Consider the following 23,361-nt stretch of genomic DNA (forward strand, 5'->3'; position numbering starts at 1 on the left):
GAGCGCGTCGGACCCGGGCATACGGTAGGGCCTCGCCGCGGTCCAGCCCGAGTGGGCGCCGCGGTGGGGCGCCCCGTGGGGCGCCCCACGACGGGTCAGGCGGAGGGCAGGGGCCGGCAGAGGAGGGCCGCCGGGCCCGGGCGCGAGGCCACGCGGGTGGTGAAGGCGATGCCCGCCGCATACTCGCTGGGCAGGCACTGGCCCTTGTAGTCGCCGTACGCGAACTCCCCGCCGGGGCCGCCGGACGGGCGGTTGTCGCCGCGGTCGAACCAGAGCGTGCGGCCGCCCGCGGGCAGGGCCGTCCGGGCCGGCGCGCACAGGGCAGCGGAGACCCGCTCGCCCCGGTGGCTGTAGCCGATCAGGAACTGGCCGGCCGGGCACTGGAACTTCGTGTAGCCGGTGGCCCAGTCGCCGCCCGCCGGGACGTACGTCTCGTCGCGGACCACGGTGTGCCCGCCCGTCGCGGCCCGCAGATCGGAGGTGCTGCACAGGACCCGGCCGCCGGTGTGGCCGAGTCCGGCCAGGCGGGAGCCGTCGGGGCAGACCGCCTTTCGGGCGCCGCTGTCCCAGTCGCCGCCGGCCAGCGTGCGCAGCGAGGCGTTGTGGTCGCGGTGGTCGGTGCTCAGCTGGTACCAGGCCGGGGTGGCGGGGACCGGCCCGGTACGCCCGGCGGAGGCGGCGAGGGCGGTCCACGGCTGCGTACGCCAGTCGGCCGCGTCGAGCACGCCGGACCGGCGCCCGGAGGCGTCATAGCGGAGCATCGCCCAGGTGTCGCCGCCCGGGGCGCCCTGGGCGGTGGTGCTCCAGCCGACGAGCGGCCAGTACGCGAAGTCGGCGTCGGCGTCGGCCAGATAGCCGGTGAGGTTCTGGAACCAGGCGCGCGGGGCGGCGCCGGTCTCCTCGGCACCGATGCCGAACTCGCTGACCCAGACGGGAGCGGTGAAGTGGGTGCCGGTCTCGGCCGAGACGTAGAAGGCCTGGTCGTAGAGGGTCTGTTCGAGCTGGGCCCGGCTCATGTCCTGGTAGCGCAGGTCATGGGTCTCGCCGAGGCCGGTCGCTCCGCTGTGGCGGGGCCCGGTGTACCCGTAGAAGTGGGCCGAGTACACGAGCTTGTCGGACACCACGAGCGTGTGGGACAGGGTGCGCACGGGCGTGAGGGTGGGGCGGCCGTGCGGGAAGCCGTCCACGGGGATGCCGGTCCAGTTGATGCCTTCGACCACGATGAGCAGGTTCGGGTTGGCCTCGGTGAGGATCCGGTCGCCGGCCTCCTGGGCGGCCGCCTGCCAGTCGTGGCCGTCTCCGAGGCCCCAGTTGGGGTCGTCGAAGGTGTCGCGGCGGACCTCGTTGTAGAGGTCGGCGCCGACCACGCGCGGGTTGTCCCGGTAGCGGCGGGCCAGGAACACCCAGTCGTCGGCCCACTGAGAGGTGGACTGCCCGCTGTTCCAGCGCTCGTTGCCGTCGAGTCCGCAGCACCAGCGGGTGGTGACGGTGTGGTTGTTGAGGATGACGGCGAAGCCGGCGTCGGTGAGCGCGGCGACGACGGCGTCGTAGACCTGGAGGGGGGTGCGGCCGCGCAGCGCCGGGTTCGCGGCGACGGCCGCGTCCGGGACGGACGTGGTGGTGCGGAGCATCTCGTCGGAGAAGGGCAGCCGGATGCTGTTGAGGCCGAGGGCCCGGAAGTCGGCCAGCAGGGTGGGCAGCGGCACCCGGTCCAGGCCGATCGGGATGCCGGAGGAGTTCTGGCCTGCGTGGTGGGTGGAGGGGTCATTGCGGTCGCCGCTGCCGTTCCAGGAACCCTGGGCGCCGTCCCAGTTGCCCGACCGGAGGCGGAAGCGGTTGCCCTGCGCGTCGACGATGTAGCGGCCTCGGGTGGACAGCGGCGGGGTCCACGCCTCCCCCGCGGACGCGGCCGGAGCGGCTGCGGCGGCCGTCGGCGCGGCCACCGCCGGCAGGGCGCCGACCAGCAGCAGGAGGGCGCCGAACAGCGCGCGGACGAGGCTCTTCATGTGGCTCCTGCCGGGGTCGGGCCGCCCGGGCCGACCGGCCAACGGACTGATGCCGCGCACAAGTTACCGGCCGGTCGACGACCAGGGAACCCAAAGGGGCGCCGATTTTCCGGCCGCTGCTGCTGACGGGGCCGGTGGGCCCGACGCACCCGGCGCGGGTTCGCCTGCGGGCTGCCGCGGGTTGCCGGGGCCGGGGTCCGCCCCGGGGCCGCATCCGCAGCGGCAGCGGGGTTACGGGCCGACCGGGAACACGGCCGGGCCGGCCGGCCCCGCGGCTTGCCGCCCTGGGGCGGCCCCGCGCCGGGATTCCCCGGCCGCCCGGAGCCTCGGCAGCCGGTCCGCCGCGCCCGGAAGGTCCGCGGCAGTCGCCGGTGCGCGTCCGCTCCCCCGGAGCCGCAGTACGTGGCCGTGCACGGCCGTACCGCAGGGGCCGGGATCCGGTGCCGCCGGCGGGCGCTCGTGGAGTCGGTACGAACGGGCATGCGCCGCCCGTCTCACCCGCCGGTGGCCCGGGCCCGCCCATTACGTGCGGCCACCCTCGCGAAACCGCCCCGCGCGGGGCCCTCAGCACCTACCGTTCCCTGAGCGGACGGGAACGCACGGGAGGGCGGGGCGGATGGACGACGAAGAAGACATGCGGCTGGCGAGGATGACGCCGGAGATCTCCCGCCGCACCCTCACCATGCTGCGCGGTCTCGCCGGGCTGGAGCCGCCGGAGCAGGTGCCCGAGGACGCGATGCTCGTCGCCGACGCGATCCTGGCCGAGCACGGCACCGACGGGCTGCGCGTGCTGGTGATGACCCTGGCCGCCTGGGCCACGGCGCAGATCGAGAACGTCGCCGAGCTGAGCCGGCGCAGCCACGAGGCGGTCCTCGACGCGATGGAGCTGGCCTGCCTGGAGGCCGGCGCCGAGGACTGACGCCGGGGAGGGGCGTGCGGGCGTGCCCCCAAGAGGTCCGCCCCCTCGGGAGCGCGGGGCGGCCCCGGGGAAGGGACCTCCGGGAGTCGCCGCCGGGGCCCGCGTCCGGCGCGTACCGGGCCGCCGGCCGGGTACCGGACAACCGGATGTGCGCCGCACCCCGCATTCGCACGGGTGTCGGCGACACTGGGGGTAACGGGGGGCCCTGATCGGAGGCCGTCGTGAGCACACCTTCCACTATCCGAATCGCCGCCGTCCTCTCCGCCGAACACCGCGGACGGCTGATGTCCCAGGCCCGCGAGGTCAACTTCCCCGAGGGTGAGCGGATCTTCGAGGAAGGCGCTCGCGCCGAGTCCTTCTGGATCGTGCGGTCCGGCACGGTGACGCTCCAGGTCCCGATGCCCGGCCGCCGGCCCGCGCCCGTGGAGAACCTCGGCCCCGGGGAACTGGTCGGCTGGTCCTGGCTCTTCCCGCCGTACACGTGGCAGCTGAGCGCGGAGGCGATGACTCCGGTGCGCTCGTACGAGTTCGACGCGCCCTCCGTCCGGATGCTGATGGACGCCGACCCCGCCTTCGGCTCCGCGATCGGGAACTGGGTCGGACGTGTGCTCGCGCTGCGGCTCCAGCAGACCCGTACGCGGCTGATCGACCTCTACGCCCCGCACGGCGTGGCGGCCCGCTGAGCCGGGAAAGACGACCCGGGGCGGGCGCGGACCCGCCCCGGGAAATGTTTCAGCGCGTGTGTTCGGCCGATTCGGCGGTCGGCTCCCCCACAGGTCAGCACCCCCCGCACCGCTGCGGACTGCATACATTCCCTCACGATCGGTGACGAAAAATAGGGGTGCGAACAGGCGTTCACGGCCCGTGTCGGCAAGACTCCTGTCCGTTATCCGACACGACCACTCAAGGGAGTTCGAAATGCGGTCCATCGCAAAGGGTCTCGGCCTCGGTTCCGCCGCCATGGCGCTCACCGCTCTCACGGCCCTGGCCTGGCCCGGAGCCGCCGACGCCGCACCGTCCGGGGCGGAGAGCCTGTACGCGCCGTCCGCCCTCGTCCTGAGCATCACGGCCGGGGAGGACATCAAGCACGGCACGGTACTGCGCGCGGTGACGCTCGTATGTGCGCCGACCCCGGGCGGGTCGCACCCGTCCGCGGCCGCTGCCTGCGCCGAACTGCGGGCGCACTCGGCCCAGTTGGACGCGATCACCGCACCCGGCGCGGGCGTCGACTGTACCCGGGAGTGGAACCCGATGACGGTGGCCGCCGACGGCGTGTGGCAGGGCCGCCGGATGCACTACTCGTACACGTTCGGGAACCCCTGCGGCCTGCGGCACACCAACGGCGCGCTGTTCGGCTTCTGACCCGGCACGACGCGACCGGCCGGGCGGCGTCGTGCGACCGCCGCCCGGCATCCCGCCTCGTGCCCCGCGTCCCGCGTCCCGTCAGCCCAGTTCGAGGCTCGTCACCCCGTACAGTCCCGCCAACTCGACCTCCGGGGCCGGACCGGTGTACATCCGGGCGGCCTCGAAGGAGGGGGCCAGCCCGAGGCTGGCCATCAGCGCGGTGGCCGCCGGATTGGCGTCGGGAACGTCCACGGCGACCGCCCCGTCGGGGGTGTGCTCCGCGAGCCGGTGCAGCAGGGCGACGGCGACGGCCTGGGTGGAGGCGTACAGCGGTCCGATCCGGGAAGCCCCGCTGCACGGGCGGATCACGCCGAGACCCTCGATCCGCCCGTCGCGGACGGCGGCGAGGGCGGTGCGGCCGGGCAGGCCGGTCCAAGCGGACAGGAAGGCGTCGCGCGACGCGGGGAAGAACCGGCGGTCGTAGGCGGCGAGCAGTTCGAAGGGCAGCGAGGCGGCGTCGACCACCTCGAACCCGGCCCCGCCGGCCCCTGCGCCCCCGCCCGCGCCGTTCACCCGCGGGACGCCTTCGTAGCGGATGTTGTTCCAGGCCGAACGGAACCCGGACTTGCGGTAGTTGTCCTGCTGGTCGACCACCCCGTCCAGGCCGACGAGCCGCCCTTCGAGCCGCTCCATCCCCGCGTGCCACAGCCGGATCCCGTACCCCTGTCCGCGCACGGCGGGGCGGGCGATATAGAAGCCGATGAACCCGAAGGCGGGGCCGTAGCGCACGGCCGAGATGCAGGCCACGGGCTCTGCGTCGATCCGGCCGACGAGGAAGCTGGCCGGATCGGCGACCGCGAACGCGAACCGGTCGGACTCCCCCGGGTTCCACCCCTCCTCGTCGGCCCAGGTACGGATCAGTTCCATGTCGGCGGCGCTCGCGCCGGTGATCTCGAATCCCGTCATGTCCGGTGTTGTACCAGACGGCAGACGGATGGTCAGCCCGCGCAGATCACGTCGTCGAGCTTGATCGGCCGGGAGTCGAGCCGCACGTACGCCGTGAAGGTGTCGATGCTGTCGGACCCCCACTGGGTGGTGACGGTGGCCCAGCCGACACCGGCCGCCTGGGCGACGGTGGCCGTACCGATGGCGATGTCCTGGGGTTCGTTCTGGGCGCAGAGCAGGACGTCGGATTCCGGAGCGTGTGCCTGCTTGTCCTTGAGCTGCTGCGAGACGCGCTGTTCGCGGTCGTACGCAGAGGGGCCGTGGTGGCCGTAGAAGGAGGTGAGGAAGGTGGTGATCTCGGCGGCGGTGTGCCGCTGGCGGGTGACGGCCGGGGTGGGGTCGGCGACGGCGGGCGTCGGGGCCGGCAGCGCGAGCAGAGTCAGCAGCAGGGCACCGAGGCTGTACGGCGTGATCTTCATACGGGATGTGTAACCGCCGGGCGTCTTCGCAGGCAGGGGTGGGCCGCGTATCTCACTCCTGTGGGGGGCGGGATTCACCGCAGAAGTAATGCGGTCGCGGGTCCGCACCGGCCGTACGTAGGGTCGGGGCATGGGGAAGCCGCTTGTCGCAGTGTTCAGTGGGGCCGGGATGTCCACCGACTCCGGGATTCCGGACTACCGGGGGCCGCAGGGGTTGTGGCGCCGGGATCCCGAGGCCGAAAAACTCGTGACGTACGAGTACTACATGGCGGATCCGGAGATCCGGCGCCGCGCCTGGCGGATGCGCGCCGAGGCCGGAGCCCTCGGGGCGCAGCCGAATGCCGCGCATCTGGCGGTGGCCGAGCTGGAGCGCGGCGGCACCCCGGTGCGGGTGATCACGCAGAACGTGGACGGACTGCACCAGCTCGCCGGGATGCCGGCGCGCAAGGTGTTCGAGCTGCACGGAACCGCCCGGGCGGTGGTCTGCACGGCCTGCCGTGCCCGGTCGGGGATGGACGAGGCGCTGGCCCGGGTCGCCGCCGGGGACCCGGATCCGGCCTGTCCGGCCTGCGGCGGGATCCTGAAATCGGCGACCGTGATGTTCGGTGAGCGGCTCGACCCCGAGGTGCTCCGGCAGGCCGTGGCCGTGGCCAAGGGCTGTGACGTCTTCATCGCCGTCGGGACGACGCTCCAGGTGCAGCCCGCCGCCTCGCTGGCCGGGATGGCCGCCGAGGCAGGGGCCCGCCTGATCATCGTGAACGCCGAGGAGACCCCGTACGACCCCGTCGCCGACGAGGTGATCCGCGAGCCGATCGGGACCGCCCTCCCTGCCCTGCTGGCCGGGATCGGCGCCCTCGGCGCCGCCTGAGGCCCGGGCCGGTCCTCCGGATCGGGCCGGGCCGCCTGATCCTGAGGACCGGCCCCGGCCCGGCCCCGGCTACTAGGCCGCGTCGGCGGCCCGTCGCATCTCGGCCACGTCCAGCTTCTTCATCTTCATCATGGCCGCGGTGGCGCGGGCGGCCCGGCCCGGGTCCGGGTCGGAGACCAGGTCGATGGCGCCGGGCGGGATGACCTGCCAGGACACCCCGAACTTGTCCTTGACCCAGCCGCAGGCGGACTCCTGGCCGCCGTCCTTCGTCAGCTCGTCGTAGTAGTGGTCCGACTCCGCCTCGTCGGCGCAGTGGATCTGGAACGAGATCGCCTCGGTGAAGGGGAACTGCGGGCCGCCGTTGAGGCCGATGAACTTCTGGCCGTTGATCTCGAACTCGACGACCATCACCTCGCCGGCCGGGCCGGGACCCGCCTCGGTGTAGCGGCCGATCCGCCCGATCTTCCCGTCCTTGAAGACGGACAGGTAGTAGTCGGCGGCGGCTTCGGCGTCGCCGTCGAACCACAGACACGTGGTGAATCCGTTGCTGCCGGTCATGACTGCCTCCAGGCGGGTGCGCGGTCGAGTACGTGCGGGCGGGTCACCGTCCCGCTCCCATACAGACCGGCCCCGGGCCCGAAATTCATCGGTGGGCCCGGGGCCGGTCGGCAACGCGTCCTGAATGCACTCCTACGGCTTACACCGCGGGCTTGGCCGCCATGCCGAGCATCCGGTCGACGACGCGCCCGGTGGCACCGCCGTCGTCGAGGTCACAGAACTCGGCGCGGAACGCGGCCCGCGCCTCCTTGTACTCCGCCCCGATCGCGTCCGCGCCCCGCACGGCCTCGATCAGGCTCGCCGAGTCCGCCAGCAGCGGGCCGGGCGCCTTCTCCGCCAGGTCGAAGTTGAAGCCGCGCAGCGTGGTCCGGTAGTGCTCCAGGTCGTACGTGAAGAGCAGGATCGGCCGGTCGGTGAGCGCGAAGTCGAACAGCGCCGAGGAGTAGTCCGAGATCAGCACGTCGGCGACGAGCAGCAGGTCCGTCGCGTCGGGCCAGCGGGACACGTCGACCACAAAGCCGTCGCGGACCTCGTCCCGGACCTGCTCGGTCACGTGGTGGTGGCCGCGGACCAGCAGGACGTGGTCCTCGCCGAGCTCGCGCCGCGCCGCGTCCAGGTCGATCTGGAGGTCGAGCTTGTAGCCGCCCGACCAGCCCTCGCGGTTCTCGCGCCAGGTCGGCATGTAGAGGACGACCTTCTTGCCCTCGGGCAGGCCGAGCCGGCGGCGGACCTCGGCGATCCGCTGCGGGTCGGGCTTGACGAGCGCGTCCGCGCGCGGGCTTCCGGACTCGATGACCTCGCCGTCGTAGCCGAGGGCCCGCTTGAGGAGCGGCGTCGCGTACGAGCTCGGGGAGGCGAGCAGGGACCACTGGGCACTGTCGTGCTCCAGCCCCTCCAGGATCTCGGGGCTCGTGTAGTAGTCGTGGATGAAGTCGTGGCCGATCTCCTTGATCGGCGTGCCGTGCCAGGTCTGGACGACGATCTGGCCGGCGCGGCGCTGGAAGCGCCCCGGCACGTTGTCGTTCACGACGTAGTAGCGGGCCCGGGCGAGGGCGTCCCAGGCCTCGACGCTGTCGTACTGGACGGCGCGGGCGGTCGCGGGGACCTCGGCGCGGCCGTCCTGGACGAGCCAGACGTGGTCCAGCTTCTCGCCGCGCCGCACCAGCTCCTCGTGGATGGCGCGGGGCGAGTCGCCCGCGCCGTTGCCCTGGAAGGTGTCGTAGACGGCGATGTCCTTGACCGGCAGGGCGCGCTGCGCCGGGTACGTCTCGAACCGGATTGCGCGCTGCGTGTACCGGGACCGGTCGCGCGGGCTGAGCAGCGGGTCGGCGACGAGCACCATGCGGTCGTAGAAGCGGGCCTCGACCCGCATCCGGCGGCCTTCGACGGTGAGGGCGTGGGGGCCGGCGTGCAGGGCGGTGGGCGCGAACTGCACCGGGGCGCCGCGGTCGACGCCGAGCAGGCCCGCGGTGGTGCCGCCCTGGGCGACCGGGCGCATGGTGGGCCACCAGCGGCCCTTGGGCAGCGTGGTGCGGCCGGCGTAGGCCTCGGGGAGCACGGGCTCGAAGACGGACTCGAAGCGGTCGCCGTCGCGGGTGACGGGGTAGCTGAACTCGGTGCCGTGCGCGTCGTGCAGGACCAGCTCGTACGCCTCGTCGGTGGGTGCGACGAACCGGCCCTTGAGGGTGATGGTCCCGTCCTGGGTGGCGACCGAGTCGACCAGCGGCGGCGAGGGCTGCACCGAGAGGGTCAGGTGTCCGGTGTTGCCGCGCTTGGCGAAGAGGGCGCGGCCGGTGTCCCCGCCCGTCAGCGGCACGACCAGGCCGGCGAAGCCGCCGCGCTCGTCGTGCGCGAGCCGGTGCTCGGAGCCGTCGGCGCCGACCACCGTCAGGGCCCACGGCTCGGGGGTCCACTCGCCGGGCTCGCACGCGGCGTCCGGTACGGCGGCCAGGTCGGCCAGCGGTACGCGCACGGTGAACGGGACCCGGTCGGCGCTGCCGGCGGCGGTCTCGACCGGGAAGGTGAGGACGGTGGCGGTGGAGACGTGCTCGGCGCGCAGGGTCGCGCCGGTGCCGATCCGGGCGGCGAGCTCGCCGACGATCTCGACGGCGTCGTCACCGGCCGGGCGCACGTCCAGGGCGCGGGCGCGGACGACCTCCACCTGGATGGTGAGGGCGCCCTGGGAGTTCGGGACGATGCGGACGTCCGGTGCCACCCAGTGGGCGGGCGGGTTCTGCCCGCTGTCGGACTCGCCGCCCCTGAGCCGGGCGCGGTGCAGGCCGCCGGCGCCGGTGACGGCGACGGAGGTGGTCCATATGCCGTCGTTCCACTTGCCTCCGGTCTGGAAGGCGGTGGGGTCGACGACGGCGGTGAAGCCGGCCCAGTCGGCGTGCCGCAGTGCGAGGTGCGGGGAGTTGACGGTGGCCATCGGGGAGGCGACCGTGCGGGCGCTGACGACGGTGCGGCGGCGCTTGCCGCCCTCGCGGAAGACCAGCATCTTGCGCGAGCCGAGGCGGCTCTCCGCGCCGAGGTGGCCGGGCAGGGCGTAGCCGCGCAGCAGCAGCTTGCCGTCGCTCCAGACGGCCTGTTCGAGGCGGCTGACGACGCGGCGCTCGCGCGGGCCGAGGGTGAGGATCTTGGCGGGGACGGGCGGACGGCCGTGCAGGAAGGGGTAGTCGGCCTGCGGGCGGGCCAGTCCCTTGACGGGCACGCTGTAGGAGTAGTCGCGCTGGTGGTCCGTGAGGGCGATGAAGTCCTCGACGCGGCCTTCGCGGGCCAGGTACGCCTTGAGGCGGTCGGCGACGGTCAGGTCGGACCACGGGCCGGTGCCGATCTCGCCGATGAGCCCCCCGACCTCCTTGACGAACGCGGCACGGAAGTCGGCGCCGCCCTCACCGACGTACTTGTAGATGAGCGGGAGTTCCTCGCTCAGCACGTTGTAGTCGTAGTCGCGCAGGTAGCGGGCGTACTTGGCGCCCTCCTTGGCCTTGAGGGACTCGCGGACCAGGCGGACCGAGGTCACGCGGTCGATCAGGGAGACCGGGTCGGTGGAGCGCTGGGTGATCGAGCGCTCGCCGGTCTCGCGGACGCGCCAGTGGTAGACGCAGTCGCTGATGATGTCGACGCTGGAGGCGAAGTAGTGCGCGGGGATGCTGACGGGGGCGTCCTCGTAGAGGATGCCCTCCGGGTACTGGAAGCCGTGCTCGTCCCAGAAGGTGCGCCGGTAGACCTTGTTCCACGCGGTGCGGTCGGTGACCAGCGCCGGGAACTTGGAGATGTGGGTCTTCAGCTGGGTCTTGGCGAAGGCGGCCCGGTGACCCCAGGACTGCTGCATGCCGACGGAGCGGAAGCGCTTCACGTTGCCGCCGGCGAAGTCCGAGCCGGTCTCGTCGAGGGCCGCGATCAGGCGCTCGTAGGCGTAGTCCGGCATCGTGTCGTCACTGTCGACGAAGGCCAGGTACTCGCTGTCCTTGGAGGCGTGGCGGGCGCCCACGTTGCGGGCGGCGCCGAGTCCGGCGTTCTCCTGCATGACGACCCGGAAACGCTTGTCCCGCGCGGCGAAGGCCTTGGCGATGACGGCGCTGGTGTCGGTGGACCCGTCGTCGACGAGGATGCACTCGAAGTCGGCGAACGTCTGGGCGGCAATGGACTCCAGGCACTCGTCGAGATAGAGCTCGACGTTGTAGACGGGGACGACGATGCTCAGGCGCGGGGGCATGGGTTGCAGGTTCTCCAGCGTTTCAAGCTATTTCGATGATCAGGTGATGAGAGCATCCTACTCGGTAACGGGATGATAAAGTCCCCCCATCCTGGACATATGGCCCTTGTATCCCTGGGCGGACGGCAAAGAATTCAGCCGCCCGCCACCTCGGCGTCGGGGTCGGACCGAACGTTTGCTCAGACTTCGAGCTCAGCCTCGATCTTCTTGAGCTGGTGCCGGGCCATCGCGAGGTTCGCCCGGCCGCGGTCGAGCGCGAGGTAGAGGAAGAAGCCCTTGCTCCCTCGTCCCTTCAGCAGCCGGATCAGGTGGTACTGGCTCCCGAGGGTGATCAGGATGTCCTCGATCTCCTCCTTCAGGCCGAGCATGTCCATGGTGCGGACCTTGGCCCGGACCACGTCGGTGTTGCCCGCCGCGGCCACCGAGAGGTCGAGTTCCTTGCCTCCGCCGATGGTGCCCAGGGCCATACCGCTGTCGTAGTCGACCAGGGCGGCACCGATCGCGCCGTCGATGGTGGCGGTGGCTTCCTTGAGTGCGGTTTCCACGTTGGCCATGAGTGGTTCCTCTTTCTTTTCCAGGATTCCTGATGGTCTGTACTGATCCGTGCTGATCTGTACTGATGTGCACCGGCCTGTACGGCCATGCCTGTACGGACACGGACGTGCAGGTACCGGTGGCGTACGGGTTGTGTACGGGTGGGGGTTCAACAGGCCGCCGGACGGCTCAGGACGACGGGACCTCGGGGCCGCGGCGACCGAGGACGTGGTCGATGAGCTCCGCTATCCGGAGGCTGGAGCGGCGGGCCTCCAGGTGGAGCCGGCCGACGTTGACGCGGGTCTCCGCGATCAGGGTGAGGACGGCCGCGTCCCCGGCCGCGTAGGTGGCCACGTATCCGTGTTCGCCACGTACCAGCAGCTCGCGGAATCCGCCCTGGCCGGTGCTGTCGCTGAGCCGCTGGGCCACCCCGAGGGCGGCCGCGGTCAGCGCCGCCACAGCCTCCACCTCCGTGGCGGCGCTGTCCTGCGCGAGCACCAGGCCGTCGGCGCTGCCGACGAGGGCGCCGGTGAGCTGGGGGACCCGGGCGCGCAGCCTGCAGAGCTCGGCGAGTATGTCGGCTTCGGCCTCGGCGGGCACCATCACCGTGCTCATGTCGGCCCTTCTCCTTTCGGGCAGCCTCCGCTCGGAGCGGTCGTCGCGCTCGGGGCGGTCGGCGCGCTCGGAGCGCAGTGCCGGTCGCAGCGGGAGCCTCACAGGCTTGCCTCCAGTGCGTCGCGTAACCGGCGAAGCAGCGCCACGTCCGGGGATTGGTTCTGGGTCATCCAGTCGGGCAGGGGTGTTTCGACCGGTGCCGGGACCGGAGCGTGGGGGGTCTCGACCAGTCCCGCCGCCGCGAGGCGCCGTACGTCGAGCAGTGTGTGGAACGCGGGGCGGCCCAGCAGCCACGCGAGGTCCGCAGGGGTCCGTACGCCGTCCGCCCGGGCCAGCAGCATCCGCTGGCGGGTGGTGACGGTCTGGCCGGGAGCGGCGGCCCGGGGCACCACGGGGGAGGTGTCCAGCAGCGGGTACGGCCACACCGCGTCGAGCAGCTCCCGCCGGCGCCGGGTCTCCCGCTCCACGGCGGCGGCCGGGACCGAGCGGACGGAGCCGATCCAGTGGGTTGCCCCGCGGCGGAACCGGGAGGGCCCGGTGCCCGGGGACAGGGCGAAGAAGGCGGCGTCGAATATGGCGGCGAGATGGCAGATCTCCAGTTCGCCCCCGGTGAGACCGCCGCTGTCCACGAGGAAGCGGGCGACCTGGCGGCGGGCACCGGCCTGGTCCACGGCCTCGCGCCAGCGCTCGGGCGCGAGGCCGCCACCGGTGGTGAGCAGTACGTCGAGGCCGGGGGTGGCCGGGCTCTCGGCGTGGACGACGCGGCCGTCCTCCAGGAAGAGGGTGCCGCGGTCGCGGAGCAGGGCGCCGGTGGCGCGCTCGGCGGCGAGCCGGTTGAGCAGGGGGGATATCGCGACGGCGGAGAAGCCGCCGACCTGGGTGCCGGTCATCTGAGGACCAGCTCCTCGGCGAGGGCGCGGAGTCTGTGCCGGGCGAGGGCGAGGTTTCCGTCGGCGCGGTCCAGCCACAGGTGGAGGAAGATGCTGCTGTCGAAGCTGGTCTCGACGAAGCGGAGGACGTGGTAGCCGGTGCGCGTGGTGACGATCAGATCCTCCACGGGCTGGCCTAAGACCTCACCCGGTGCGGAGTCCGGCGCCGGCTGGGCGAAGGACTCGTACTCGGCGGCCGCCCGGGCCAGCTCGGCGGTCTCGGCGGCGGTGGTCTCGTGGTCGCCGACCGGCGAGTCCCCGGCGGTGCCGAGGGCCAGTCCGCTGCTCCAGTCGACCAGCGCGGCCCCCCGCGCACCAGGCAGGGCCATGGCTTCGAGCAGGCATTCGTCGATCCCGGGCACGCGGGCTCCCCTCCCGGCCAGACGTGCGAGGTGCACGGTCTACGGCGCGACAGGAGGGAACTTACTCAGGTTCCACAGCACGGAAGGGGCTTCTGGCATTTTCCGCGGGAACATGCACAGAACCGCGCGACAGCTTGGCCGGAACACGTCGACTTCTGATCACGAATGTTGATCACGGCTGCCGATCGGGCACGAGGGCGCACGGGAGCTCACAACGCAAGCGGAAGATCGTCCGCCAGCCGGAAGGCGCCGCCCTCGCGCTCGACGTACCCCTCGTGGCTGAGGGTCCGCAGCAGGTGGTACACGGTGGGCAGCGGAATGCCGGTGACGCGCGCGAGCCGTTTCGCCGTCGCCCCGCCTTCGGCGTACATCGCCTCCACGAGGCGCAGCGCCCGCTGCACGGAACCGATCAGGGTGGGTGCGCTGTCCTTCCGGCTGCCTTCGGTGCCCATGCGTGCTCCCCCTGCTCCGGTACGAGTCATGGCACCCCCATGAAAGTCGCTCGCCGCCCGCATTCCCAGCTGACTCGCGCACGTCCGGACATAAGATCACCACGCCCTGCCCCGCGCCCGGCGGCCCGCCGTCCCTCCCGTGCCCTACTGCGTGCACGTCACGAACGCCGGGAGCGGGGTGTCCTCGATCAGGCGGCGCGGCAGGGACAGGGCGAAGCGGTGCTCCAGGACGGCGAGGGTGCGGCGGTCGCGCTCCGCGCAGGGTTCGTCCCCGGGGCCCGCGTGGGTGCCGTCCGGGGCGAGGATCCGGGCCGCGACCAGCTCCTTGAGCAGGAAGTCCGGCCGGTGGCCGCCGCGCCAGCCCTCCTCACCGAGGCCGAAGCAGCACACCAGCTCACCGTCCCTGGCGTACGCGAACTGCTTGGGCGGATGGTCCGGCTGCGGGTCGAGGTGAACGGCCTCGATGCCGGACCGGGAGACCTCGGCCAGCCGCTCCGCCCCCGCCGGCATGCCGTGCTCGACGGCGAACGACCAGCCGCCCCAGCTGCCGACGCGGGCCACGCCGTCGCCGTCCATCGTCTCGGTGACCATGCTCCAGGCGTCCGTCGCGCCCAACGGGCCGGGCCGTATGCCCGGCAGCGCGCCGAGGCGCAGCGCGAGTTCCCCGGGGGGTATGCCCCGGGCGAAGGTGAGGCCGACGTACCAGCCGTCCCAGTCCGCCAGCCACTGGATGCCGTTGCCCGAGCCCCCGGTCATCTCCATGGTCTCCTCCGCGCATCGTGCGGTACTGCCCAGCGGCACGATAGTCAGTGCGCGGGGCGCTCCGGGAGGAGGCGCTCGACCATCGTCTCGATGAGCCCCTCCACTGAATGGGGCGCGAGCAGTGCCGGCACGGTCAGGTCGTCCACGATCAGGCCGAGCATCGCCAGGTACAGGAGCACCACGCCCTGCCGGTCCCCCGGCAGCCCGGCCTCCAGGTGCCAGGCCACGTTCGTCTCCAGCTCGGCCCCCTGGAAGGCGGTCAGCTCCGCCTGGAGTTCGGGGCGCCGGATGCCCTCCAGGCGCAGCTCCAGCATGGCGATGTGCACGCTGCGCTCGCGTCGCATCCGCTCCAGGAGCTGCCCGAGCAGCACCTTGGTGTCCAGCGGGCCGGCCAGGTCGGACGGATCTGGGACCAGCCGCTCCCGGGAGCGGTGCAGGATCTGCACGAGCAACTGGGCGCGGTTGGCGAAGTAGTTCGAGGCGGTGCCGGCCGGCACGCCCGCCTCGGTGTCCACCGCCCGCAGGGTCAGCCCCCGCGAGCCCTCGCGGGCCAGGACTTCGATCGCGGCGTCGAGGAGCGCGGCGCGGCGCTCCGGGTTCTGGCGCATGGGCGGTTCCCTGAGGGTCTGCGGGCGTGCGAGTGTGCGGGTCTGCGGGTCTGCGGTCTGCGGAGCACGGCAGATCGCCACTCCACATGCAGTGATTCGGACACGCTAGCGGACACGGCATGCTCCGGGCCCTCCCCACCGCCCCCTCCCACGTGTCACTCTGCCCGTCATGGAGCGGATCATCGAGGAGATACGAGAGGACCTGTCCCGCCGGATCACCGTGGCGGCGGACCGCCTCGCCGACCGGACACTGGCCGAGGATCCCGCGTACGCCGCCCTGCTCGGCCGGGCCGAGCTGCGCGAGCGGATCCACCACAACCTCCGGCAGGCCGTCGAGGGCCTGGTGCGGAGCATCCGCGGGCTGCCCGTGGAACTCGCCGACGCCCGGGCCACCGGCACGCTCCGGGCGGAACAGGGCCTGCCGCTCGCCTCGCTGCTGCGCACCTACCGGCGCGGCGGCCGACTGGTGTGGCAGACCCTCACGGAGGCGGTGGCCGCGCACGACCCGGCGGCGCTGCCCCGGATGCTGCCCGCCGCGGCCGTGCTGTGGGACGTACTGGACCAGCTGACGGACGCGGTGGCCGATGCCTACCGCCGTACGGAGGCCGCGCGCTGCGACCGCGACCGGGAGCGCCGGGCGGCCCTCCTGGACGCGCTGCTCGACGGCGCGGGACCGTCGGACGGGCCCGCGGCCTCGGAGGCGGCGGCCCAGCTGGGGCTTCCGGAGCGCGGCCGGTTCACGGTCGTCGTGCTCGGCCCGGGAGGCGCGGGAGGCGCAGGAGGCGCGGGAGGTGCAGGAGGCCCGGGCGAGCCGGCCGCGGGCGGCCTGCGCGTGCTGTGGCGGATCCGCGCCGACGGGGAGACCGGGCTGGTGGAACTGGGGCACCATCCGCTGGAGTCCGTACGGGAGCTGCTCGGCCCGCTCAGAGCCCGGGCCGGGGTCAGCCCGGTCGTGCAGACCCCCGGGGACCTGGCCCGGGCGCGCTGGCTGGCCGCGCTGGCGCTGCGCACCGCCCCGGCGTCCGGCGGTCCGTGCACCGCCCTGCTGGACGAACGGCTGCCGACGGCGCTGGTCGCCTCCCAGGCCGAACTCGCGGGCCGGCTGCGGCAGGTGGTGCTGGGCCCGGTGCTGGCGCTGCCCGCGGAGGACCGCAGGGTGCTGCTGACGACGCTGGGCACGTGGCTGACCTGCCGAGGCTCGACGACGTACGCCGCCCAGCAGCTGTACTGCCACCGCAACACCGTTTCGAACCGGCTGCGGCGGCTGGAGCAGCTGACCGGCCGCACGCTGTCCGACCCGGCGCACGTGGTGGAGCTGGCGCTGGCCCATGCGGCGGTGCTCCAGCAGGCCGCGGCGGAGCCGGCCGCACCGGGCCCGAAACCGGCCGGCCGGGCCCCGCGCCGCAGCGGCTGACCGGCGGGGCCCGGATCACGCCGTCGTCGACTCCGCCGGTGCGGCCGGTGCGGCCGGTGCGGCCGGCCGGGCCGACTCCAGCAGGTACGGCACGTCGATCACCGCGCCCCCCCCGGCGTGAACAGCAGCCGCGCCTTCAGCCGGAGCGCGTCATGCATTTTGCCCCCTTTTGGGGCTGCGTCATGCCGTGAACCCGGCCAGTTCCTCGGCCCGGTGAGCCAGCCACAGGTCGTGCCGGGCGCTGGGCGACTGGAGCAGCGAACGCTCCAGCAGGGTCTCGATCCGGGTCAGCCGCTTGCGCGTACCCGGCACCGAGATGCCGAGCGCGGCCGCCGCCGGGACCAGGTGCGCGTCGTGCCGCAGCCAGGTCCGTACGGTCTCGCGCGCACCGGGCGGGGCGTCCCGCCCGGTCAGCGGCGCCAGATGCGCACGGGCCCAGGCCGCCAGGTCTGGGTGGCGCAGCACGCCGTCCAGATCGGCCGGACCGCAGGCCCGGGCGGCGGCGCCCGAACCGCCCGGGGTCAGCCGCAGCGCGAGCGAGAGCGCCGCCTGCTCGGGGAGCCGCGCGAGGTCCGTGCCGAGCAGCGACTCGACCAGGCGCAGCCGGGTGGCCAGGGTGTTGCGGTGGATCTTCAGCAGCCGGGTCGCGTGCGAGCTGAAGTTCAGCCACGCGTGGGCAGTGGCCCGCAGCTCCTGTGCGCCGGGGTCCTGGGGGCGCCGGGGCTCGTACGTGTGCAGGGGCGTGAGCAGGGCCTCGGCCCAGCCGGTCCCGGCCGTGTGGGCGACCAGCTCCAGCTCGGGCCCGGGACCGAAGCGGGCGTACCGCGCGGCGCGGCCGCGGGCGACGGCCAGGGCGTGGAAGGCCTGTGTGTAGGCAGCGGGGGCCTCCCGCAGCCGCAGTTGCCCGCTGACCCCCACCGCGCGGTCCCGGGCCGCCCCCACCAGCGCCTCGGCCAGCGGATCGTGCTCGCCCGAGGCCGCCGCGAGGTTGGCGGGCACCAGGACGAGGAGGTGGCGCACGTACACCGGGCAGCGCACGATCCAGGCCCGGCAGCCCGTCAGCTCCTCGCAGACCCGGGCCACCTCGCCCCGCTCCCCGGCCCGGCATTCCACGACGTACATCCGCATCGGCTCGGGCAGCGAGGGGCAGAGCGCCTCGGCGATCTGGTGGGCGGTGGAGAGCCGGCCGTTCATCAGCAGGTGCAGGACGGCCTCGCGCGCCCGCGATTCGGCGAGCTCGGCCCGCTCCTCGCGCCGCTCGGCCTCCTCCGCGCGCAGGACGAGTGCCAGAGCCGCGGCGGCGTCGGCGAGCAGCGCGGACGCTCCCGGGTGGTGAGGCAGGTCCAGTACGGCGGCCAGCGCACGGTTCTCGTCCAGGGCGAACAGCAGCGCGGCCGAGCTCTCGCCGTGCAGTACGGCCGACCGTACGCCCCGGGCCTGCAGCTCCGTGGCCCCGCGGACGGCGAGCTCCGGACCCGCCGTCCCCTCGGCGTCCACCACGCCGGTCCAGCCGCCCAGCCGGGCGGCGAGCCACTGCAACAGCGCGGCCGAGCCGCCGGAGTGGGCGAGCCGGTGCATCTTGAGGACGTCCTCGGACCGGCTGCGGGACCGGTCCGCGGGCGGGGGCGCTGCCGCGGGTGCCGGCGGCTGGGCGGGAGGATGCGAAATGGGAGGTTCCCTTCGGTCCGGGGCACGCCGTCGCATTCAACCACCGGGCGCACACTGTGCGCAGTGAAACCCGTCTCGCCCGGTCACTGGGCAGGGCGGACCCTGCGAACCGACCACCGTCCGCCTAGGTTTGACCATGAGCGGTCGGGCCCCGGGATCGACGGGGGAGTCGCCGGGGCCCCTCTCGTTCACATCCGCGCGGCCGCGCTGCGGATGGCCTCCCGGATGCGGAAGTAGGTGCCGCAGCGGCAGATGTTGGCGATGGCGTCGATGTCCTCGTCCGTGGGCGTGCGGGTGCGCTTCAGGAGGGCGACGGCGGCCATGATCTGGCCGGGCTGGCAGAAACCGCACTGGGCGACGTCCTGTTCGAGCCAGGCCTCCTGCACGGGATGCAGCTCGTCCCCGTTCGCCAGCCCCTCGATGGTGGTCACGGTCTTCCCGGCGCACGCGGAGACGGGGACCACGCACGGACGGACGTCCGACCCGTCGACATGGCTGGTGCAGGCCTTGCAGACGTCCACGCCGCAGCCGTACTTGGGGCCGCGGACGCCCAGCATGTCGCGGAGCACCCACAGCAGGGGCAGATCGTCGGGCGCGTCCACGGTGACGCTCCGGCCGTTGACGGTGAAGGTGTGCGAGGGCACGGCGGATTCTCCTGAACTCGACTGCCGGCTAGCGGGGGTACGGGGTGAAGTCGACGTCGAAGTCGAGGGGGAAGGAGCGCGGCCTGCTCCCGGTGGCCCGGGCCCAGGCATTGGCGATGGCGCCCACCGCGGCGGGTACGCCGAGTTCGCCCGCGCCGCCCGGCTCCTCGCCGGTGGCGGGCAGCACGAAGACCCGTACGTCGCGCGGGGTGTCACGCTGCCGGGCCCAGTGGAACTGGCTGTAACTGCCTTCCAGCGGCAGCCCCTTGTCCAGGTGCAGCCCGGCCTTGAGGGTGGTGGAGATCGCGTCGGTGAGGCCGCCGATCATCTGGGCCTCCAGTCCGCGCGGGTTGACGGGCAGGCCCACGTCGACCGCGATGACGGCCTTGGTGACGCGGACGTGCTCCGGGTCGCGGGTGTCGATCTCGACCAGGCAGGCGGTGCGGGACTTGTACTCCTCGTGGAAGGCGATGCCCTGCGCGCAGCCCGCCGGCATCGGCCGCCCCCACTCCCCCTCGGTGGCCGCCTTGTCGAGCACCGCGCGCTGGGCGTCGGTCTTGAGGAACGTGCGCCGGAACCGGTACGGGTCCTTGCCGGTCCGCGCGGCCAGTTCGTCGACGACGATCTCCTCGGCGCCGCGGGTGTTGGCGGAGTACACGGAGCGCCACGAGCCGGTCGGGATGCCGGTGGGCACTTCGCTGAGCCCGTGGGTGGTGAGGCCGAAGTGGTACGGGGACTTGATCGTGGTGTGGAACAGGGTCTGGGCGAGCGTCGCGTTGCCGATGCCGGACGGCAGGCCGGCGGCGGTGGCGGTGATGATCTCGCCGAGCCCGTGCCGGAAGTCGGTCTCGGCGGCGGCCACCCGGTGCTCGAAGGTGAGCACCTCGCCGAGCAGGTGGGTTGCGCGGATCTTGTGGTGGGTGGCGGGGCGCATCCGGCCGTGCCGGGTGTCGTCGACACGGGTCCACATCAGCCGGACGGGACGGCGGCAGGCCTTGGAGACGCGGGCGGCCTCCAGGGCGGCGTCGAAGAAGAGCCGCCGGCCGAAGGAGCCGCCGGCCTGGACCACGTGCACGGTCACCTTGTCCAGCGGCAGGCCGAGTTCGGCGGCGATGGTCTCGCAGGCCACGATCGGGGACTTGAGCCCGGACCAGATCTCCGCGCGGTCGTCCCGTACGTCGGCGATCGCGGAGTTGGTCTCCATGGGCGCGTGGCTGACGAAGGCGAAGTCGAACTCGGCGTCCACGTACGGGGTGAGCAGCGGAGGCACCAGCAGCGGCGGGGTGGCGGCGCGCAGCTTGGCGCGGATCTCCTCGTCCGAGAGCCGGTCGGCGGGGCCGGGACCCCAGCTGACCTGGAGGGCGGCCTTGGCGACGAGGGCCTGGCCGAAGGTCTCGGCGACGACGGCGACCCCGGTCGGGACGGTGACCACGTGCAGGACGCCGGGCATCGCCCGGACGGCGGCGAGGTTGGCGACGCCCTGGACGCTGCCGCCGAGGGTGGGCGGGCGGCGCACCACGCAGGGCTTTGCGCCGGGCACGTCGAGGTCGAGGGTGTACTGCTGGGCGCCGGTCACCATGGCGCGGGCGTCGATCCGGCCGGTGGGCCTGCCGACGAGGGCGTGCTTCGCCGTCTTCTTCGGGGTGGCGTCGAGGACCGTCAGGGCGGGGTCGGCGGCGGCCGCTGCGAGGCTGCCGTAGCCGGCGGTGCGGCCGTCGGGGGCCCGTACGGCTCCGTTCGCCGTGGTCAGCGAGGAGGCGGCGAGGTTCCACCGGAGGGCGGCGGCCGCGACCAGGCGGGCGCGGGCGGTGGCGGCGGTCTGCCGGACCGGACCGTAGAGCGAGCGGACGGAGTTGGAGCTCCCGGTGAGCTGGTTGAACAGCAGCTCGGGCCGGGCGTCGTCCAGTTCCACGCGCACGGCGGCCAGCGGCGCGTCGAGCTCCTCCGCGACGAGCATGGCCACGGCGGTGGTGAGGCCCTGGCCCACCTCCTCGCGCGGCAGCCGGAAGCGGATGCCGCCGTCCGCCTCCACGGAGAGCGCCAGCAGCGCCGAAGTGGGTGCGCCGGCCAGGATGAACAGGTCGCCGAGGTCCACCAGATCGGCCGGGGCGGGCGGGCTCGGGACCACGGCGTGGGCGGGCTGCGGGGCGAGGGCGTCGGCTCCGGCCCGGGTGACGAGGGCGAGCGTCGGCGCCGCGACGAGGTACGTGAGGAAGGAGCGGCGGCTCTGCCCGGTCATCTCGCTGTCTCCCCAAACCCTGCCCCGGCCCCCGCGCGCGGACCTCTCCGGATCATTACCGGCACGTAGAGTAGCGATCACCGGGTGGAGTGGGAAACGGGCGGTCGCCCCGGCCGCCCATGGTGTCCTTCGTTCGGGGTACGTCCACGGGGGTGTCGATCCGGCTCGCGTGCGGGTTCTGCCGCTCCGAGGCCTCGTACACCTCGACCGTACGAGCGATCCGCCGCGCCCAGAGGGCCGGTTTCCGGCCGCGGGAGGACGATGGGAGGAGAGACCCGCCGAAGCATGTGAGGAGGTGTACGGCGGTGACGATGTACATGGATGTCCACCACGGCATGAAGGGCATCACGGAAGCGGAGCTGATGGCCGCCCACAAGGCGGACCTGGCCATCGAGGCCGACGAGAAGGTGCACTTCGAGCGCGCCTGGGCCGACCCCTCGTCCGGCACGGTCTACTGCTTGTCCGAGGCGCCCTCGGCGGACGCGGTGATGCGGATCCACGAGCGCACCGGGCACCCGGCCAGCGAGATCCACCCGGTGCCGATCAGCGTGTGACACCGGGGGGCGGCCGGAAACCGCCGGCGCGGCAGGCCGGGACTGACCGGAATCGTTCGTACAGGCCAAGGGGGGGCCGGGAGGCCTTTGGCATATGCCTGAAGCAAGACCCTTACGGATGTTGCCAAACGGCTTACGGGCCGTGTCCGCCTGTGCAACAGTCGTAACCGGTCCTTCCTTCAGACTTGGCCGTACCGCGCCGCCTGTATCGGAGTTCTCATGCCGTCCCACCTCTTCGCGGACCGTCCCGCGCAGCCGCCCGAACCAGGGTCGGTGGACGCACTGATCTCGCATACCCGGCAACTTCGCGGCGAAGTGGACGCGGTGCGCCGCGACACCGTCGTCGACGACGACGACGCACAGGGCCGCTGGCAGCGCGCACTGTGCGACCTCGCCGTCCACCACCTCGACGACCTGCGCGAGCACCTCGGCCAGCTCAAGGAGGGCCTGCCGCCCGTCCCCGACCTCGACGAGCTCCCCGAGGGAGCGTCCGAGACCGGGCCCGAGGCCCAGCAGACCCGCGTCGGCAGCGCCGAATGGAACCTGCTCACGGACGAAGTCAACTGGTCCGAGGAGCTGTTCCAGATCTTCGGGCGGTCACCGGAGGCGGGCCCGCTCTCCCTCGACGAACTCGGCTCCACCCTCTTCTCCGAGGACCAGCCGCTGCTCACCTCGATGGTGACGGCCTGTCTGGTCGACGGCAAGCCGATCGACGGCGAGTTCCGCATCGTCCGGGCCGACGGCCGCGTCCGGACGCTGCACATGCGAGGCGAGCCGGTACTCGACTCCGACGGTTGCACGGCCTCCATGTGGGCCGTGCTCCGGGACGTGAGTGAACTGCGCCGAAGCCAGCGCGCCGTACGCGAGTCCCGTGACTCGCTGCAGCGCCGGCGGGAGATCGCGCAGACCGAGCACCGGCTGGCGGTCGAGCTGCAGGAAGCCGTGCTCCCCCCGTGGCACGGCTCCCTGCGGTTCCCGCACCACACGACCGGCGCGCTCGACGTCGCCGCGCACTACCTGCCCTCGGCGACCAGCGCGCTGATCGGCGGGGACTGGTACGACGCGCTCGAACTGCCCGACGGCTGCTCGCTGCTGACCGTCGGCGACCTCACCGGGCACGGGGTCACCGCCACCTCCGGGATGGCGATGATGCTGGGCGCCCTGCGCGGCATGGCCATGGCCGGGATCGAGCCGGGCCCGCTGATGGGCTGGCTCAACCAGCTCCTGGAGACCTCCGTACAGCCGGCCCTCGGCTCGGCCGTGTGCTGCCGCTACGATCCCGCGTGCCGGATGCTCTCCTGGGCGCAGGCCGGCCATCCGGCCCCGCTGGTGTTCCGCGGCGGCTCGGGCCGCACCCTGCAGCCGCCCGAGGGCGTACTGCTGGGCGCGACCTCCGGGGCGGCGTACGGGCAGGCCGAGGAACGGCTGGAACCCGGCGACGTGATCGTCCTGCACACGGACGGGCTGACGCCGAGCGGCATCGAGTTCAGCCGGGCGGACGGCACCGAGCGGCTGCTGGCCCTCGCGCCGCGTTTCACGGCCGCGCGTTCGGCGCAGGAGTGCGTGCGGATGGTGGTCGAGGAGTTCGGTGAGGGTGAACGCGAGGACGATGCCTGCGTGCTGGTGGCCAGGGTCGGGGGCTGAACGCCCGCGACAGGCCGACGGGCACTGTTGCGACGGGTACCGCTTCAGGGCCGCGCCACGAGGCGCGGCCTTTCTCGTCTCCGTACGGGTGCCGATGCG

At 73.2% G+C, this 23,361-nt stretch carries 22 protein-coding genes; 7 read left to right on the top strand and 15 right to left on the bottom strand.

Annotated features, from left to right (window positions below; translation table 11 throughout):
- Nucleotides 1-95: 95 nt before the first annotated feature.
- The gene (locus ABTY04_RS23920) at nt 96-2,006 is read right to left on the bottom strand and encodes a glycoside hydrolase family 5 protein (RefSeq protein ID WP_352215406.1); all 1,911 of its coding nucleotides are present in this window, start codon (nt 2,004-2,006) and stop codon (nt 96-98) included.
- 616 nt (nt 2,007-2,622) lie between these two features.
- Here ABTY04_RS23920 and ABTY04_RS23925 point away from each other — a divergent pair.
- The 3 genes from ABTY04_RS23925 (at nt 2,623) to ABTY04_RS23935 (ending at nt 4,287) form a co-directional block, all read left to right on the top strand.
- Nucleotides 2,623-2,925, top strand: coding sequence for a hypothetical protein (locus tag ABTY04_RS23925; RefSeq protein ID WP_352215407.1), 303 nt, complete (start codon nt 2,623-2,625; stop codon nt 2,923-2,925).
- Nucleotides 2,926-3,146: 221 nt separating this feature from the next.
- Nucleotides 3,147-3,608 (top strand): cyclic nucleotide-binding domain-containing protein, encoded by a 462-nt coding sequence (locus tag ABTY04_RS23930; RefSeq protein WP_352215408.1) that lies wholly within the window; start codon nt 3,147-3,149, stop codon nt 3,606-3,608.
- A 235-nt stretch (nt 3,609-3,843) separates the two neighbouring features.
- Nucleotides 3,844-4,287: an SSI family serine proteinase inhibitor gene (locus tag ABTY04_RS23935; protein ID WP_352215409.1), complete on the top strand. Its 444-nt coding sequence runs from the start codon at nt 3,844-3,846 to the stop codon at nt 4,285-4,287.
- Between the two features lie 81 nt (nt 4,288-4,368).
- Here the strand turns inward: ABTY04_RS23935 and ABTY04_RS23940 are convergent, their stop codons facing one another.
- Complete coding sequence (locus tag ABTY04_RS23940) at nt 4,369-5,235, bottom strand: GNAT family N-acetyltransferase (RefSeq protein WP_352215410.1); 867 nt, start codon at nt 5,233-5,235, stop codon at nt 4,369-4,371.
- A gap of 32 nt (nt 5,236-5,267) precedes the next feature.
- Nucleotides 5,268-5,693 (bottom strand): hypothetical protein, encoded by a 426-nt coding sequence (locus tag ABTY04_RS23945; RefSeq protein WP_352215411.1) that lies wholly within the window; start codon nt 5,691-5,693, stop codon nt 5,268-5,270.
- A 130-nt stretch (nt 5,694-5,823) separates the two neighbouring features.
- Between ABTY04_RS23945 and ABTY04_RS23950 the strand changes: the two genes are divergently transcribed.
- Nucleotides 5,824-6,561 carry an SIR2 family NAD-dependent protein deacylase gene (locus ABTY04_RS23950; protein ID WP_352215412.1) on the top strand — a complete coding sequence of 246 codons (738 nt, stop codon included), beginning with the start codon at nt 5,824-5,826 and terminating at the stop codon, nt 6,559-6,561.
- Nucleotides 6,562-6,633: 72 nt separating this feature from the next.
- Here ABTY04_RS23950 and ABTY04_RS23955 read toward each other — a convergent pair whose 3' ends face one another.
- The 9 genes from ABTY04_RS23955 to ABTY04_RS23995 all read right to left on the bottom strand — a co-directional run bounded on the left by ABTY04_RS23955 (nt 6,634) and on the right by ABTY04_RS23995 (nt 15,099).
- Nucleotides 6,634-7,119, bottom strand: coding sequence for a VOC family protein (locus tag ABTY04_RS23955; protein ID WP_352215413.1), 486 nt, complete (start codon nt 7,117-7,119; stop codon nt 6,634-6,636).
- A 139-nt stretch (nt 7,120-7,258) separates the two neighbouring features.
- Nucleotides 7,259-10,837, bottom strand: coding sequence for a bifunctional glycosyltransferase/CDP-glycerol:glycerophosphate glycerophosphotransferase (locus ABTY04_RS23960; protein ID WP_352215414.1), 3,579 nt, complete (start codon nt 10,835-10,837; stop codon nt 7,259-7,261).
- Between the two features lie 179 nt (nt 10,838-11,016).
- Complete coding sequence (locus ABTY04_RS23965; RefSeq protein WP_352215415.1) at nt 11,017-11,391, bottom strand: hypothetical protein; 375 nt, start codon at nt 11,389-11,391, stop codon at nt 11,017-11,019.
- Nucleotides 11,392-11,560: 169 nt separating this feature from the next.
- Entirely contained in the window at nt 11,561-11,974 is a 414-nt protein-coding gene (locus ABTY04_RS23970; protein ID WP_352215459.1) for a roadblock/LC7 domain-containing protein, read from the bottom strand.
- Between the two features lie 110 nt (nt 11,975-12,084).
- Nucleotides 12,085-12,876 (bottom strand): transcriptional regulator, encoded by a 792-nt coding sequence (locus ABTY04_RS23975; protein WP_352215416.1) that lies wholly within the window; start codon nt 12,874-12,876, stop codon nt 12,085-12,087.
- Nucleotides 12,873-13,277 carry a roadblock/LC7 domain-containing protein gene (locus tag ABTY04_RS23980; protein WP_352215417.1) on the bottom strand — a complete coding sequence of 135 codons (405 nt, stop codon included), beginning with the start codon at nt 13,275-13,277 and terminating at the stop codon, nt 12,873-12,875. Before ABTY04_RS23980 ends, ABTY04_RS23975 begins: the two co-directional genes overlap by 4 nt.
- A gap of 209 nt (nt 13,278-13,486) precedes the next feature.
- Nucleotides 13,487-13,729, bottom strand: a complete 243-nt coding sequence (locus ABTY04_RS23985) for a helix-turn-helix domain-containing protein (RefSeq protein WP_352215418.1) — start codon at nt 13,727-13,729, stop codon at nt 13,487-13,489.
- 144 nt (nt 13,730-13,873) lie between these two features.
- A complete protein-coding gene (locus ABTY04_RS23990) occupies nt 13,874-14,491 on the bottom strand; it encodes a DUF6461 domain-containing protein (protein ID WP_352215419.1) in 618 nt (205 codons plus the stop codon).
- A 44-nt stretch (nt 14,492-14,535) separates the two neighbouring features.
- Nucleotides 14,536-15,099, bottom strand: a complete 564-nt coding sequence (locus ABTY04_RS23995; protein WP_352215420.1) for a TetR/AcrR family transcriptional regulator — start codon at nt 15,097-15,099, stop codon at nt 14,536-14,538.
- A gap of 169 nt (nt 15,100-15,268) precedes the next feature.
- Between ABTY04_RS23995 and ABTY04_RS24000 the strand changes: the two genes are divergently transcribed.
- Complete coding sequence (locus ABTY04_RS24000; RefSeq protein WP_352215421.1) at nt 15,269-16,513, top strand: helix-turn-helix domain-containing protein; 1,245 nt, start codon at nt 15,269-15,271, stop codon at nt 16,511-16,513.
- Between the two features lie 180 nt (nt 16,514-16,693).
- Here ABTY04_RS24000 and ABTY04_RS24005 read toward each other — a convergent pair whose 3' ends face one another.
- From ABTY04_RS24005 to ABTY04_RS24015, 3 genes are all read right to left on the bottom strand, one after another.
- Nucleotides 16,694-18,091 carry a helix-turn-helix domain-containing protein gene (locus tag ABTY04_RS24005; protein ID WP_352215422.1) on the bottom strand — a complete coding sequence of 466 codons (1,398 nt, stop codon included), beginning with the start codon at nt 18,089-18,091 and terminating at the stop codon, nt 16,694-16,696.
- Nucleotides 18,092-18,369: 278 nt separating this feature from the next.
- Entirely contained in the window at nt 18,370-18,825 is a 456-nt protein-coding gene (locus ABTY04_RS24010) for a (2Fe-2S)-binding protein (RefSeq protein ID WP_352215423.1), read from the bottom strand.
- A 28-nt stretch (nt 18,826-18,853) separates the two neighbouring features.
- Nucleotides 18,854-21,064, bottom strand: a complete 2,211-nt coding sequence (locus ABTY04_RS24015) for a xanthine dehydrogenase family protein molybdopterin-binding subunit (protein WP_352215424.1) — start codon at nt 21,062-21,064, stop codon at nt 18,854-18,856.
- A gap of 305 nt (nt 21,065-21,369) precedes the next feature.
- On the opposite strand from ABTY04_RS24015, the gene ABTY04_RS24020 reads away from it, so the two are divergent.
- Both ABTY04_RS24020 and ABTY04_RS24025 read left to right on the top strand, forming a co-directional pair.
- Nucleotides 21,370-21,618, top strand: a complete 249-nt coding sequence (locus tag ABTY04_RS24020; protein ID WP_352215425.1) for an SCO4226 family nickel-binding protein — start codon at nt 21,370-21,372, stop codon at nt 21,616-21,618.
- Between the two features lie 219 nt (nt 21,619-21,837).
- Nucleotides 21,838-23,262, top strand: coding sequence for a PP2C family protein-serine/threonine phosphatase (locus ABTY04_RS24025; RefSeq protein WP_352215426.1), 1,425 nt, complete (start codon nt 21,838-21,840; stop codon nt 23,260-23,262).
- Nucleotides 23,263-23,361 lie beyond the last annotated feature (99 nt).

The organism is Streptomyces sp. NPDC097981 (assembly GCF_040302565.1).
GTDB lineage: Bacteria > Actinomycetota > Actinomycetes > Streptomycetales > Streptomycetaceae > Streptomyces.